Annotated in this window: 20 protein-coding genes; all 20 read left to right on the top strand. The window is 67.3% G+C overall.

Going from position 1 to position 12,376, the window contains the following annotated elements; genetic code table 11:
- The first annotated feature begins 9 nt into the window (after positions 1-9).
- The 20 genes from rplB to map all read left to right on the top strand — a co-directional run bounded on the left by rplB (position 10) and on the right by map (position 12,303).
- Positions 10-849 carry a 50S ribosomal protein L2 gene (gene rplB / locus ACYVKZ_RS18195; protein WP_460993643.1) on the top strand — a complete coding sequence of 280 codons (840 nt, stop codon included), beginning with the start codon at positions 10-12 and terminating at the stop codon, positions 847-849.
- A 12-nt stretch (positions 850-861) separates the two neighbouring features.
- Entirely contained in the window at positions 862-1,143 is a 282-nt protein-coding gene (rpsS, locus tag ACYVKZ_RS18200) for a 30S ribosomal protein S19 (protein ID WP_066499535.1), read from the top strand.
- A 53-nt stretch (positions 1,144-1,196) separates the two neighbouring features.
- On the top strand, positions 1,197-1,562 hold the full coding sequence (gene rplV / locus ACYVKZ_RS18205) for a 50S ribosomal protein L22 (RefSeq protein ID WP_066499533.1): 366 nt from the start codon (positions 1,197-1,199) through the stop codon (positions 1,560-1,562).
- Positions 1,563-2,405, top strand: a complete 843-nt coding sequence (rpsC, locus tag ACYVKZ_RS18210; protein WP_307004511.1) for a 30S ribosomal protein S3 — start codon at positions 1,563-1,565, stop codon at positions 2,403-2,405.
- Positions 2,406-2,822 carry a 50S ribosomal protein L16 gene (rplP, locus tag ACYVKZ_RS18215; protein WP_189693031.1) on the top strand — a complete coding sequence of 139 codons (417 nt, stop codon included), beginning with the start codon at positions 2,406-2,408 and terminating at the stop codon, positions 2,820-2,822.
- Positions 2,823-2,824: 2 nt separating this feature from the next.
- Complete coding sequence (gene rpmC, locus ACYVKZ_RS18220) at positions 2,825-3,145, top strand: 50S ribosomal protein L29 (protein ID WP_066499519.1); 321 nt, start codon at positions 2,825-2,827, stop codon at positions 3,143-3,145.
- Positions 3,142-3,432: a 30S ribosomal protein S17 gene (gene rpsQ / locus ACYVKZ_RS18225; RefSeq protein ID WP_460993644.1), complete on the top strand. Its 291-nt coding sequence runs from the start codon at positions 3,142-3,144 to the stop codon at positions 3,430-3,432. The genes rpmC and rpsQ overlap by 4 nt, the downstream gene beginning before the upstream one ends.
- Positions 3,433-4,168: 736 nt before the next feature.
- Positions 4,169-4,723, top strand: a complete 555-nt coding sequence (locus tag ACYVKZ_RS18230) for a hypothetical protein (protein ID WP_460993645.1) — start codon at positions 4,169-4,171, stop codon at positions 4,721-4,723.
- Positions 4,724-4,977: 254 nt separating this feature from the next.
- Positions 4,978-5,346, top strand: a complete 369-nt coding sequence (gene rplN, locus ACYVKZ_RS18235; RefSeq protein WP_003803789.1) for a 50S ribosomal protein L14 — start codon at positions 4,978-4,980, stop codon at positions 5,344-5,346.
- A gap of 3 nt (positions 5,347-5,349) precedes the next feature.
- Positions 5,350-5,712 carry a 50S ribosomal protein L24 gene (gene rplX / locus ACYVKZ_RS18240; protein WP_307004505.1) on the top strand — a complete coding sequence of 121 codons (363 nt, stop codon included), beginning with the start codon at positions 5,350-5,352 and terminating at the stop codon, positions 5,710-5,712.
- Positions 5,712-6,290: a 50S ribosomal protein L5 gene (gene rplE, locus ACYVKZ_RS18245; protein WP_307004503.1), complete on the top strand. Its 579-nt coding sequence runs from the start codon at positions 5,712-5,714 to the stop codon at positions 6,288-6,290. Before rplX ends, rplE begins: the two co-directional genes overlap by 1 nt.
- Positions 6,291-6,363: 73 nt before the next feature.
- Positions 6,364-6,762, top strand: coding sequence for a 30S ribosomal protein S8 (gene rpsH / locus ACYVKZ_RS18250; protein ID WP_066499502.1), 399 nt, complete (start codon positions 6,364-6,366; stop codon positions 6,760-6,762).
- Between the two features lie 18 nt (positions 6,763-6,780).
- A complete protein-coding gene (gene rplF, locus ACYVKZ_RS18255; protein ID WP_307004501.1) occupies positions 6,781-7,317 on the top strand; it encodes a 50S ribosomal protein L6 in 537 nt (178 codons plus the stop codon).
- 2 nt (positions 7,318-7,319) lie between these two features.
- Complete coding sequence (rplR, locus tag ACYVKZ_RS18260) at positions 7,320-7,703, top strand: 50S ribosomal protein L18 (RefSeq protein WP_066499495.1); 384 nt, start codon at positions 7,320-7,322, stop codon at positions 7,701-7,703.
- 26 nt (positions 7,704-7,729) lie between these two features.
- Positions 7,730-8,392 carry a 30S ribosomal protein S5 gene (rpsE, locus tag ACYVKZ_RS18265; protein WP_307114636.1) on the top strand — a complete coding sequence of 221 codons (663 nt, stop codon included), beginning with the start codon at positions 7,730-7,732 and terminating at the stop codon, positions 8,390-8,392.
- Between the two features lie 3 nt (positions 8,393-8,395).
- Positions 8,396-8,602 (top strand): 50S ribosomal protein L30, encoded by a 207-nt coding sequence (rpmD, locus tag ACYVKZ_RS18270; protein ID WP_066499491.1) that lies wholly within the window; start codon positions 8,396-8,398, stop codon positions 8,600-8,602.
- On the top strand, positions 8,602-9,081 hold the full coding sequence (gene rplO / locus ACYVKZ_RS18275; protein WP_460993646.1) for a 50S ribosomal protein L15: 480 nt from the start codon (positions 8,602-8,604) through the stop codon (positions 9,079-9,081). The genes rpmD and rplO overlap by 1 nt, the downstream gene beginning before the upstream one ends.
- Before the next feature lie 413 nt (positions 9,082-9,494).
- Positions 9,495-10,811 (top strand): preprotein translocase subunit SecY, encoded by a 1,317-nt coding sequence (secY, locus tag ACYVKZ_RS18280; RefSeq protein ID WP_460993647.1) that lies wholly within the window; start codon positions 9,495-9,497, stop codon positions 10,809-10,811.
- 5 nt (positions 10,812-10,816) lie between these two features.
- On the top strand, positions 10,817-11,389 hold the full coding sequence (locus tag ACYVKZ_RS18285) for an adenylate kinase (RefSeq protein ID WP_307004725.1): 573 nt from the start codon (positions 10,817-10,819) through the stop codon (positions 11,387-11,389).
- Positions 11,390-11,475: 86 nt separating this feature from the next.
- Positions 11,476-12,303: a type I methionyl aminopeptidase gene (map, locus tag ACYVKZ_RS18290; protein WP_460993648.1), complete on the top strand. Its 828-nt coding sequence runs from the start codon at positions 11,476-11,478 to the stop codon at positions 12,301-12,303.
- The last annotated feature ends 73 nt before the right edge of the window (positions 12,304-12,376 follow it).

Raw genomic sequence — 12,376 nt, forward strand, 5'->3', positions numbered from 1 at the left:
AACAGGTAAATGGCAATCCGTAACTACAAGCCGACCACCCCGGGCCGTCGCGGCTCGAGCGTGGCCGACTTCGCAGAGATCACGCGCTCGACGCCGGAGAAGTCCCTGGTTCGTCCCCTCCCCAAGAAGGGCGGCCGCAACAACTCCGGCAAGATCACCACGCGCCACAAGGGTGGTGGGCACAAGCGCCAGTACCGTCTGATCGACTTCCGTCGTCACGACAAGGACGGCGTCAACGCCAAGGTCGCGCACATCGAGTACGACCCGAACCGCACCGCGCGCATCGCGCTGCTGCACTTCGTGGACGGCACCAAGCGCTACATCATCGCGCCGAACAAGCTCTCCCAGGGCGACATCGTCGAGTCCGGTCCGGACGCCGACATCAAGCCCGGCAACAACCTGCCGCTGCGGAACATCCCGGTCGGTACGGTCATCCACGCCGTCGAGCTCCGCCCCGGTGGCGGCGCGAAGATGGCCCGCTCGGCCGGTGCCTCCGTCCAGCTGGTGGCGAAGGAGGGCAAGTACGCCCAGCTCCGCCTCCCCTCGGGTGAGGTCCGCAACGTCGACGTCCGCTGCCGCGCGACGATCGGCGAGGTCGGCAACGCCGAGCAGTCCAACATCAACTGGGGCAAGGCCGGCCGCATGCGCTGGAAGGGCGTCCGCCCGACCGTCCGCGGTGTCGCCATGAACCCGGTCGACCACCCGCACGGTGGTGGTGAGGGCAAGACTTCCGGTGGCCGTCACCCCGTCAACCCGAACGGCAAGCCCGAGGGCCGCACCCGCCGCCCCAACAAGGCGAGCGACAAGCTCATCGTCCGTCGTCGTCGTACTGGCAAGAACAAGCGATAGGAGCCTGGACACATGCCACGCAGCCTGAAGAAGGGTCCTTTCGTTGACCAGCACCTCTTTGTGAAGGTCGCCAGGGAAAACGAGAAGGGCACCAAGAACGTCATCAAGACCTGGTCCCGCCGTTCGATGATCGTCCCCGACATGCTCGGGCACACGATCGCCGTGCACGACGGACGCAAGCACATCCCGGTCTTCGTCACCGAGTCGATGGTCGGGCACAAGCTCGGCGAATTCGCCCCGACGCGGACTTTCCGCGGCCACGTGAAGGACGACAAGAAGGGCAAGCGCCGCTGATACCTGCCGCAAGGCAGCAGCAGCGCTGAGCTCTGAGAAAGAGAAGGAAAGCAATGGAAGCCAAGGCAATTGCGCGTCACATCCGCGTAACGCCGATGAAGGCCCGGCGCGTCGTCAACCTTGTTCGTGGCAAGCAGGCGAATGAGGCTCTGGCGATCCTGAAGTTCGCCCAGCAGGCGGCTTCGGAGCCGGTGTACAAGGTCCTCGCGTCCGCGGTGGCCAACGCCCGTGTCCTCGCCGACCGCGACGGCGTCGCGTTCGACGAGAGCGACCTCTACATCTCTGAGGCGTTCGTCGACGAGGGTCCGACCATGAAGCGGTTCCAGCCGCGTGCCCAGGGCCGCGCGTACCGCATCAAGAAGCGCACCAGCCACATCACCGTGGTCGTCGCGACGCCCGAGAACGAGGAGGTCCGGTAAATGGGACAGAAGGTCAACCCCCACGGGTTCCGACTCGGCATCACCACCGACCACGTCTCGCACTGGTTTGCCGACAGCAACAAGCCCGGTCAGCGCTACAAGGACTTCGTCCGTGAGGACGTCAAGATCCGCCAGCTCATGACCAACGGCATGGAGCGCGCCGGCATCGCCAAGGTCGAGATCGAGCGCACCCGTGACCGCGTCCGCGTGGACATCCACACGGCGCGTCCGGGCATCGTGATCGGCCGCCGCGGCGCCGAGGCCGACCGCATCCGCGGCGAGCTCGAGAAGCTCACCGGCAAGCAGGTCCAGCTGAACATCCTCGAGGTCAAGAACCCCGAGGTCGAGGCCCAGCTGGTGGCCCAGGGTGTCGCGGAGCAGCTCTCGAGCCGTGTCGCGTTCCGCCGTGCCATGAAGAAGGCCATGCAGTCGGCGCAGCGCGCCGGTGCCAAGGGCATCCGCATCGCCTGCTCGGGCCGTCTCGGCGGCGCCGAGATGTCCCGCTCGGAGTTCTACCGCGAGGGCCGTGTGCCGCTGCACACGCTCCGCGCGAACATCGACTACGGCTTCTACGAGGCCAAGACCACCTTCGGCCGCATCGGCGTGAAGGTCTGGATCTACAAGGGCGATGTGACCTCCAAGGAGCTGGCTGCCCAGGCTGCCGCCGCTCCGTCCCGCGGTCGTGGTGACCGCGGCGACCGCGCGGGCCGCCCCGGTGGCGAGCGCCGCCGTCGTCCGTCTGGCGACCGCCAGCCGCAGGCCGCCCCCGCGGCCGCCGAGGCACCTGCTGCCCCTGCAGCAGAAGCAGTCGCTGCTCCGGCAGCAGAAGGAGGAGAGGCTTAAATGCTTATCCCGCGTCGTGTGAAGCACCGCAAGCAGCACCACCCGGGTCGCTCGGGCGCTGCCACCGGTGGCACCAAGGTCACCTTCGGCGAGTACGGCATCCAGGCCCTCACGCCGGCGTACGTGACCAACCGTCAGATCGAGTCCGCTCGTATCGCCATGACCCGTCACATCAAGCGTGGCGGCAAGGTCTGGATCAACATCTACCCGGACCGCCCGCTGACCAAGAAGCCTGCCGAGACCCGCATGGGTTCCGGCAAGGGTTCGCCGGAGTGGTGGATCGCCAACGTCAAGCCCGGCCGCGTGCTCTTCGAGCTCTCCGGTGTCTCTGACGAGGTGGCGCGCGAGGCCCTGCGCCTCGCCATCCACAAGCTCCCGTTGAAGGCGCGCATCGTGCGCCGCGAAGGTGGTGAATGAGAATGGCAGTCGGTTCGAAGGACATGACGGCTGAGAAGCTCGACCAGCTGGACAACGAGCGCCTCTTCGAGGAGCTCAAGAAGGCCAAGGAAGAGCTGTTCAACCTGCGCTTCCAGTCGGCCACCGGCCAGCTCGAGAACCACGGCCGCCTCCGCGCGGTCAAGAAGGACATCGCCCGCATCTACACGATCCTGCGCGAGCGCGAGCTCGGCATCCGTGCCGAGGCCGCCCCCGTGGTCGCGGAGACGAAGGACACGAAGAAGGCGGCTAAGAAGGCTGCCAAGGCCGAGCCGGCCGAGGCTGCCGAGGAGGACGCCAAGTGAGCGAAGAGAAGAACCTGACGGAGAACGCCGTCGAGCAGCGTGGCCACCGCAAGACGGCCCGCGGCTACGTCGTGTCCGACAAGATGGACAAGACGATCGTGGTCGAGGTCGAGGACCGTGTGAAGCACGCGCTGTACGGCAAGGTCATCCGCCGCACCGAGAAGCGCAAGGCCCACGACGAGAACAACACCGCCGGCATCGGCGACCTCGTTCTCATCGCGGAGACCCGTCCGCTCTCCGCCACCAAGCGGTGGCGCCTCGTCGAGATCCTCGAGAAGGCCAAGTAACCACCTGGTCCCTCGCGGTTCCCGCACCCGCACTGACGGCCCGTCCCCTTCCCAGGGGGCGGGCCGTCGCCGCTGGCGCGCCGGGAGCCTTCGTGGGGCGGGGGGTTTGGCCGGGGCAGGTGGGGAGGGTCCACGGCCGGACGCACGACGGCGGCCGGTCGCCGCGCGCCGCCAGGCCGCCGTCCGCCGCTGGCGGGTCCAAGCGCACCTTCGGCAGGAAGCTCCCACCGACAGTTCCCCTTGCGCCGTGCAGTCCTCCTTGCGCGGACTTGGAGGCGGGAAGCGCACTTCTCGCCGTGGCCATGGGCTGAACCTGCACTTCCCGAGGGCTGAGCCTGCGCACCATGAGGACTTCACGGAGACCACTGAACTTCGGGAGCACGCACTGGGTTCTCCACATGCCCGTGGCCTTCGTCCTCACCCGGACTCGGATCCTCGGAGGGCCTTCGCCGCCGGTGATCTCGTGAGGGCTCGCCGGGGCTGCTACTAACCGACGGGTGCCTGGCTGGCTCTGACCGATGGCAAACGTCGTCGTTCGCGGTCCGGGGGACGGCGGAACGCTCGGTTCGCGCCCTCGGATCGGCGCCTCCGCCTTTCCGGCGCCACTTCCACGCGACCGTCACACCGCAGGCGGTCCGCGGCCACCTCGCGGTGCCCGTCGCGGAGGCACTCGTCGAGACGATGGTGCACGCCAAGTTCGCCCGCGCGCTCACGGTCGCCGACGGTGTGCTCCGCCTTGACGCTGAGGCGCCTGCTCGACCGCGAGCCTGTCCTCGAGGCAATCGCTGCACTGCGGTATGCCACTCATCGGCGGCGCTGCGAGGCCATTGCGTCGCTCGCGCGGGCTGGAGCCGAGTCGGCCGGCGAATCTGTGAGCCGGGCGCTCAGGCTGCGGTTCGGCTTTCCCGAGCCGGTGCTGCAGTGCGAGTACGCGGACGGCCAGGGCCGCCTCGGCAGGACGGACTTCACCTGGCGGTCCGGGCCCCAGGCCACCCCGACGCCCTCCGGCAAGGAGCGGGTAGGGGAGTTCGATGGCTGGGGCAAGTACTTCGACTCCGGGCTCACCGGTGGCGAAGACCCGGTCACGGTGATCAAGTGGGAGAAGGGGCGCGAGAACAGGCTCCTCGCGCTGGGCCATCCGGTGCTGCGCTGGACGTGGGCGGAGCTCGAGCAGGCGGCCAGGTTCCACTCGATGCTCGTCAGCGCCGGGCTGTTGGCCTCTCGGAGTGGACGGGTGCGCGGCCGCGCCTCGGGATTCGGGCTGGACACCGGCGCCGTGCTACGATATTGAGCTTGTACGGCTGGCTTCGCCATGCCGTCAAGAACCTCGTGAACCACCGTGCCACCGCATAATGCCCTTCTGCCGAAGGGGAGCGCCCCGGCGCTGCCCTCGGGCGGGAAGGGGACACATGCGCGCGGCACGGCGATTCAGGCCCGTTCTGGCCACATCCAGGCGGGTCGAGAGACGCCCCATCAACCGTTCCGCAAGGCTCGTTCTGCAGCAGGACCGCAGGTGCGAGAACCAGCGAGACGTTAGGAGTAGAAGTGATTCAGCAGGAGTCGCGGCTCAAGGTCGCCGACAACACGGGTGCGAAGGAAATCCTCACCATCCGCGTTCTCGGTGGATCGGGTCGCCGCTACGCAGGCATCGGTGACGTCATCGTCGCCACCGTCAAGGACGCGATCCCTGGCGGCAACGTTAAGAAGGGCGACGTGGTCAAGGCCGTCATCGTCCGCACCAAGAAGGAGCGCCGCCGCGCGGACGGCTCCTACATCAAGTTCGACGAGAACGCGGCAGTCATCCTCAAGAACGACGGGGATCCCCGTGGCACCCGTATCTTCGGCCCGGTCGGCCGCGAGCTGCGCGACAAGAAGTTCATGAAGATCGTCTCGCTGGCTCCGGAGGTGCTCTGACTCATGGCCGCAAAGATCAAGAAGGGCGACCTCGTCCAGGTCATCACCGGCACCAAGCAGGACAAGGGCGGTGACAAGGGGAAGCAGGGCAAGGTCCTGAAGGTCTTCCGCGAGGACAACCGCGTCCTGGTTGAGGGCATCAACCGCGTGACCAAGCACACCAAGGTGGGCCAGTCCCAGCGCGGTACCAAGACCGGCGGCATCGAGCAGGTCGAGGCCCCGATCCACATCTCGAACGTGGCCCTCGTGGACCCCGAGACCAAGAAGCCCACCAGGGTCGGCTTCCGCCTCGAGACCGTGGAGAAGGACGGCGTGCAGAAGACCGTCCGCATCCGCTACTCCAAGGCCACCGGGAAGGACATCTGATGACTGAGACTGTCGAGACTCCGGTCAAGGTCGTTCCTCGCCTCAAGGCGAAGTACGCGGAGACCATCAAGCAGGCCCTCCTCGAGGAGTTCAAGTACGAGAACGTGAACCAGGTCCCGCGCCTGGTCAAGGTTGTCGTCAACATGGGCGTCGGCGACGCCGCGAAGGACTCCAAGCTGATCGAGGGCGCTGTGCGCGACCTGACCCTCATCACGGGCCAGAAGCCGCAGGTCACCAAGGCCCGCAAGTCGATCGCCCAGTTCAAGCTGCGTGAGGGCATGCCCATCGGCGCCTTCACGACGCTCCGCGGCGACCGCATGTGGGAATTCGTGGACCGCCTCGTCTCCCTCGCGCTGCCCCGTATCCGCGACTTCCGCGGCCTCTCGGGCAAGCAGTTCGACGGCAACGGCAACTACACGTTCGGCCTCACCGAGCAGGTCATGTTCCACGAGATCGATCAGGACAAGATCGATCGTCTCCGTGGCATGGACATCACGGTTGTCACCACCGCGAAGACCGATGACGAGGGCCGTGCGCTTCTGAAGCACCTCGGCTTCCCGTTCAAGACCGAAGACTGAATCGCTACGTGACAGGTCCGCATCGGGCGCAGCCCGGCACGGAAACCGGCACGAGGAAGGGCATGAGCCCACAATGACTATGACTGATCCCGTCGCAGACATGCTTACGCGTCTGCGCAACGCCAACGCGGCCTACCACGACGACGTCACGATGCCGTCGTCGAAGCTGAAGGTTCGCGTGGCCGACATCCTGAAGGCCGAGGGCTACATCGCCGGCTGGAAGGAAGAGGACGCCGAGGTCGGCAAGAAGCTGACTCTCACGCTCAAGTTCGGTCCGAACCGCGAGCGCTCCATCGCGGGTGTCCGCCGCATCTCCAAGCCGGGCCTCCGCGTGTACGCGAAGTCCACGAACCTCCCGCACGTCCTGGGCGGCCTCGGCATCGCCATCCTGTCTACCTCTTCTGGGCTCCTGACCGACCGTCAGGCCTCCAAGAAGGGCGTGGGCGGCGAAGTCCTCGCATACGTCTGGTAAGGGAAGGAAGAAGAAGATATGTCCCGCATTGGACGTCTCCCCATCACCGTCCCGTCCGGCGTTGAGGTCAAGATCGACGGACCCGTCGTGACCGTGAAGGGCGCCAAGGGCGAGCTGGTCCACACTGTGGCCAGCCCGATCGAGGTCGCTCTCGACGACACCACCCTCTCGGTGACCCGTCCGAACGACGAGCGCCTCTCGCGCTCGCTCCACGGCCTGACCCGCACGCTCCTGTTCAACATGATCGAGGGCGTGACCAAGGGCTACGAGAAGAAGCTCGAAATCGTCGGCACCGGCTACCGCGTGCAGGCCAAGGGCTCGGACCTCGAGTTCGCGCTCGGCTTCTCCCACCCGGTGAACATCACTGCCCCCGAGGGCATCACGTTCGCCGTCGAGGGGCCGACCAAGTTCTCGGTCTCCGGCATCGACAAGCAGCAGGTCGGTGAGGTGGCAGCCAACATCCGCAAGCTGCGCAAGCCCGACCCGTACAAGGGCAAGGGCATCCGCTACGCCGGCGAGGTTGTCCGCCGCAAGGTCGGAAAGGCTGGTAAGTAACCATGGCTCTGGGCATCAACAAGAAGCGCGCCGCCAAGTCCAAGCAGCAGGCTCGGTCCCGTCGCCACTTCCGCCTCCGCAAGAAGGTCGTCGGCTCTGCCGAGCGTCCCCGTCTGGTCGTGAACCGCTCCTCGCGGCACGTGTTCGTCCAGGTTGTCGACGACAGCAAGGGCGTCACCCTGGTCTCCGCCTCCACGCTCGAGGCCGACCTCCGCTCGTTCGAGGGTGACAAGACCGCCAAGGCCAAGCGCGTCGGCGAGCTCATCGCCGAGCGTGCGAAGGCTGCGGGCATCGAGGCCGTCGTGTTCGACCGTGGTGGCAACAAGTACCACGGCCGCGTGGCTGCGATCGCGGACGGCGCACGTGAAGGTGGGCTGGCCCTGTGACCGCTGAGAACAACGAGAAGGTTAACGTGACCGAGCAGAATGCAACCGAGGCTGCCGGCTCCGCTCCCGCCACCGAGGAGCGCCGCGGCGGTCGTCGTGGCGAGGGCCGCGGCCAGGGTCGTGGCGATCGCGGTGGCCGTGGCGGCCGCGACAGCCGCGACGCCGAGAAGAGCCAGTTCATCGAGCGCGTGGTGACCATCAACCGCGTCGCCAAGGTCGTCAAGGGCGGCCGTCGCTTCAGCTTCACCGCCCTCGTGGTGGTGGGCGACGGCAACGGCATGGTCGGCGTCGGCTACGGCAAGGCCAAGGAGGTCCCCGCGGCCATCGCCAAGGGTGTGGAGGAGGCCAAGAAGTCCTTCTTCCGCGTCCCCCGCGTCGGCACCACCGTCCCGCACCTCGTGCAGGGTGAGGCCGCCGCTGGTGTGGTCATGCTCCGTCCGGCTGCTCCGGGTACCGGTGTGATCGCCGGTGGTCCGGTGCGCGCCGTGCTCGAGTGCGTCGGCATCCATGACGTGCTGTCGAAGTCCCTCGGGTCCTCGAACGCCATCAACATCGTCCACGCGACGGTGGAGGCGCTCAAGAGCCTCGAGGAGCCGCAGTCCGTGGCTGCCCGTCGTGGCCTGCCTCTGGACGAGGTTGCTCCGGCTGCACTCGTGCGGAACCTCCAGAACACGAAGGCAGGTGCATGAGTCATGGCGAAGAACCTGACTCCCTCCGACGCCACGTTGGAGATCACTCAGATCAAGGGCGTCATCGGCGCCAAGCAGAACCACCGCGAGACGCTGCGTTCGCTCGGCCTCAAGCGGATCGGCCACACGGTCACCCGCAAGGCCGACGCCGTGACCGTGGGCATGATCAACACGGTTCCGCACCTCGTGAAGGTTGAGGAGGCGAAGTAATGGCAGAGAAGGCCACGGAGCAGAGCTCCGAGAAGAACACGGCCCTCAAGGTCCACCACCTGCGTCCGGCCATCGGCGCCAAGACCGCGAAGACCCGTGTGGGTCGCGGTGAGGGCTCCAAGGGCAAGACCGCCGGCCGTGGCACCAAGGGCACGAAGGCCCGCTACCAGGTCAAGGCCGGCTTCGCGGGCGGGCAGCTTCCGCTGCACATGCGCCTGCCGAAGCTGCGCGGCTTCAAGAACCCGTTCCGCGTCGAGTTCCAGGTCGTGAACCTGGACCGCATCTCGGAGCTGTTCCCCGAGGGCGGCACCATCGCGGTCGAGGATCTGGTGGCCAAGGGCGCCGTTCGCAAGAACGAGCCGGTCAAGGTCCTCGGTTCCGGCGACATCACCGTCAAGGTCGATGTCACGGCGCACGCCTTCTCGGCCTCGGCCGAGGAGAAGATCGCCGCAGCCGGCGGCTCCACGACCGTCCTCTGAGACGTGACGGAGCGCGGCTGACGCCGTGAAGCGCAAGGCCCCGGCCGGCGTCGTGATTAACGCACGACGCCGGCCGGGGCCCCCTGCGTTAAGGCGCGGCGAGCGTGCGGGGGGATACGCGCGCCGGCCGGGGCCCCCCGCGTTAAGGCGCGGCGAGCGTGCGGGGGGATACGCGCGCCGGCCGGGGCCCCCCGCGCTAAGGCGCGGCGAGCGTGCGGGGGAACCCGCACGACGCCGGCCCGCACCCCGCGCGCCCACCGCACTGACGGTGCCGCTCGGCGCAGGGCAGCGCGGCCAATTATCGGCTCGGCGGCGGCTGCCGCTAGAATCAAGAGCTGGACCTCAGACTCCGGAGCACTGACCCGTGTCTCGGAGCGTCGACTCTACATTCCTCGACACGGGGGAGGAGAAGCGTGCTTTCTGCGATCGGCCGGGCCTTCCGGACGCCCGACCTGCGGCGCAAGCTGCTGTTCACGCTGGGCATCATCGCTATTTTCCGGCTCGGGGCGTTCATTCCGTCCCCGGGCGTGAACTACCAGAACGTCAAGGCCTGCCTCTCTCCGGGTGTGAGCGGCCAGCAGACGGGCATCTACCAGATGCTGAACCTGTTCAGCGGCGGTGCTCTGCTGCAGGTCTCGATCTTCGCCCTCGGCATCATGCCCTACATCACGGCGAGCATCATCGTGCAGCTGCTGCGCGTGGTGATCCCGCGGTTCCAGGAGCTCTACGACGAGGGCCAGGCCGGCCAGACCAAGCTCACCCAGTACACGCGGTACCTGACGATCGCGCTGGGCCTGCTGAACGCGACCACGCTCGTCTCGCTCGTGCGCTCGGGCCAGCTGTTCCCGAACTGCCAGCTGCAGATCATCCCGGACACGTCCATCATCGCGACGATCCTCGTGGTCATCACCCTGACCGCCGGCACCGGCCTCATCATGTGGCTGGGCGAGCTCGTGACCGAGAAGGGGATCGGCAACGGCATGTCGCTGCTGATCTTCACCTCCATCGCGGCGCAGTTCCCGGCCTCGCTGGGCGCGATCTGGACCTCGAAGGGCCCGGGCACGTTCTTCATCGTCCTGGTGGTCGGCCTGATCACCATGGCGCTGGTCATCTTCGTCGAGCAGTCCCAGCGCCGGATCCCGGTGCAGTACGCCAAGCGCATGATCGGCCGCCGCACGGTGGGCGGCACGAGCACCTACATCCCGATCAAGGTCAACATGGCGGGTGTCATCCCGGTCATCTTCGCCTCGTCGATGCTGTACCTCCCCGCGCTCATCGCGCAGTTCAACACCCCGCACGACGGCTCGGCTCCGGCCGGCTGGGTCGAGTGGATCAACAACAATCTCACCCGCGGGGACCATCCGGTCTACATGGTCATCTACTTTGTGATGATCGTGTTCTTCACCTACTTCTACGTCGCGATCACCTTCAACCCTGAAGAGGTCTCCGACAACATGAAGAAGTACGGCGGGTTCATCCCCGGCATCCGTGCCGGACGGCCCACTGCGGACTACCTGCAGTACGTACTCTCGCGCATCACGCTGCCGGGTGCCATGTACCTCGGCATCGTGGCTCTGATCCCGCTCATCGCCCTCGTGCTCGTCAATGCCAACCAGAACTTCCCGTTCGGTGGCACCTCGATCCTGATCGTGGTGGGCGTGGGCCTGGAGACGGTCAAGCAGATCGATGCGCAGCTCCAACAGCGACACTACGAAGGACTACTGCGATGACGAGAATGCTCCTTATTGGCCCTCCCGGTTCCGGCAAGGGTACCCAGGCGGAACGAATCTCGGACCGCCTCGGAATCGTCGCGATCTCCACGGGCGACATCTTCCGCTACAACGTCAAGGAGCAGACCCCGCTCGGCGTCGAGGCGAAGAAGTACATGGACGCCGGCGACTTCGTCCCCGACTCCGTGACGAACAAGATGGTCCGCGAGCGCCTCACCGAGGACGACGCGGCGAACGGATTCCTCCTGGACGGGTACCCGCGCACCGTTGCGCAGGTCGAGTACCTCGACGGCATCCTGGCGGAGAAGGGGCAGTCGCTCGACGTCGTGCTCCAGCTCACCGCGGACGACGACGAGCTGGTCGCCCGCCTCCTGAACCGCGCCAAGGAGACGGGCCGCAGCGACGACACCGAGGACGTGATCCGTCACCGCCTCGAGCTCTACCACACGCAGACCGAGGCCGTCGTGTCCCAGTACGCGGACCGCGGCACGCTGACCAAGGTCGACGGCATCGGGGCCATCGACGAGGTCACCGAGCGGGTCCTGGCGGCGATCGAGTCCGTCAAGTCCGCCTCGTAGGCGGTTTCAGCAGTACGACGCGCGGCGCCGTCCGGTGGGCATCCTCCGGGCGGCGCCGCACGCACTTTGTGAGGAAGGGGCCCAGCGTGGGCAGCCAGCGGAAGATCGAGTACAAGAACAACGGGCAGCTGCGGGTGATGGCGGAGGCCGGGGTGCTGCTGAGCCGCGCGCTCGACGCCGCCGTGGCCGCCGTGGCGCCCGGAGCGACCACTGACGAGCTCGACGCCGCGTTCGCCGAGGTGGTCGACGCGGCGGGCGCCCAGTACAACTTCCTCGGCTACTACGGCTACCCCAAGCACATCTGCGTCTCCGTCAACGACGAGGTGGTGCACGGGATCCCGGGACCGCGCCGGCTGGCAGAGGGGGACGTCCTCTCGATCGACGGGGGCTGCATTGTGCGCGGCTGGAACGCGGACTCGGCGCGCACGGTGATCGTGGGGGAGGGCGACCCCGAGGACGTGCGCCTGTCCGAGGTGACGCGGGCGGCCATGTGGGCGGGCATCGCGGCCTTCGCGCGGGCCTCCTACGTGGGCGAGATCGGCGACGCGATCGACGACTTCGTCTCCGCCCAGGAGGGAGCCCCGCTGGGCATCCTCGAGGACTACGTGGGCCACGGCATCGGCTCCGCGATGCACATGGCCCCGGACGTGCTCAATTACCGCACCGGCCACCGCGGGGCCAAGATCAAGGCGGGGATGGCCCTCGCGATCGAACCCATGCTCGTGCGCGGCTCGATCGACACCAAGACGCTGGACGACGAGTGGACGGTCGTCACGACCGACGGCTCGCGCGCCTCCCAGTGGGAGCACTCCGTGGCCCGCCACAGCGGGGGCATCTGGGTGCTCACCGCCCCCGACGGCGGTGCCTCCGAGCTCGCTCCCCTCGGCGTCACGCCGGTGCCGATCCCGGCCTGACGTCCCTGGCCCCGTTACCTTTCTCGTGGCTCCCTGATCCGTGAGGATGAGGGTGTTGGCCGGTCGGGTTCCG

It is taken from the genome of Sinomonas soli, from assembly GCF_054782415.1.

What these genes read in the sequence shown, in the direction of transcription:
- rplB (WP_460993643.1), top strand. Translation starts at nt 10, where the DNA reads ATGGCAATCCGTAACTACAAGCCGACCACCCCGGGCCGTCGCGGCTCG.
- rpsS (WP_066499535.1), top strand. Translation starts at nt 862, where the DNA reads ATGCCACGCAGCCTGAAGAAGGGTCCTTTCGTTGACCAGCACCTCTTT.
- rplV (WP_066499533.1), top strand. Translation starts at nt 1,197, where the DNA reads ATGGAAGCCAAGGCAATTGCGCGTCACATCCGCGTAACGCCGATGAAG.
- rpsC (WP_307004511.1), top strand. Translation starts at nt 1,563, where the DNA reads ATGGGACAGAAGGTCAACCCCCACGGGTTCCGACTCGGCATCACCACC.
- rplP (WP_189693031.1), top strand. Translation starts at nt 2,406, where the DNA reads ATGCTTATCCCGCGTCGTGTGAAGCACCGCAAGCAGCACCACCCGGGT.
- rpmC (WP_066499519.1), top strand. Translation starts at nt 2,825, where the DNA reads ATGGCAGTCGGTTCGAAGGACATGACGGCTGAGAAGCTCGACCAGCTG.
- rplX (WP_307004505.1), top strand. Translation starts at nt 5,350, where the DNA reads ATGGCCGCAAAGATCAAGAAGGGCGACCTCGTCCAGGTCATCACCGGC.
- rplE (WP_307004503.1), top strand. Translation starts at nt 5,712, where the DNA reads ATGACTGAGACTGTCGAGACTCCGGTCAAGGTCGTTCCTCGCCTCAAG.
- rpsH (WP_066499502.1), top strand. Translation starts at nt 6,364, where the DNA reads ATGACTATGACTGATCCCGTCGCAGACATGCTTACGCGTCTGCGCAAC.
- rplF (WP_307004501.1), top strand. Translation starts at nt 6,781, where the DNA reads ATGTCCCGCATTGGACGTCTCCCCATCACCGTCCCGTCCGGCGTTGAG.
- rplR (WP_066499495.1), top strand. Translation starts at nt 7,320, where the DNA reads ATGGCTCTGGGCATCAACAAGAAGCGCGCCGCCAAGTCCAAGCAGCAG.
- rpmD (WP_066499491.1), top strand. Translation starts at nt 8,396, where the DNA reads ATGGCGAAGAACCTGACTCCCTCCGACGCCACGTTGGAGATCACTCAG.
- rplO (WP_460993646.1), top strand. Translation starts at nt 8,602, where the DNA reads ATGGCAGAGAAGGCCACGGAGCAGAGCTCCGAGAAGAACACGGCCCTC.
- ACYVKZ_RS18285 (WP_307004725.1), top strand. Translation starts at nt 10,817, where the DNA reads ATGCTCCTTATTGGCCCTCCCGGTTCCGGCAAGGGTACCCAGGCGGAA.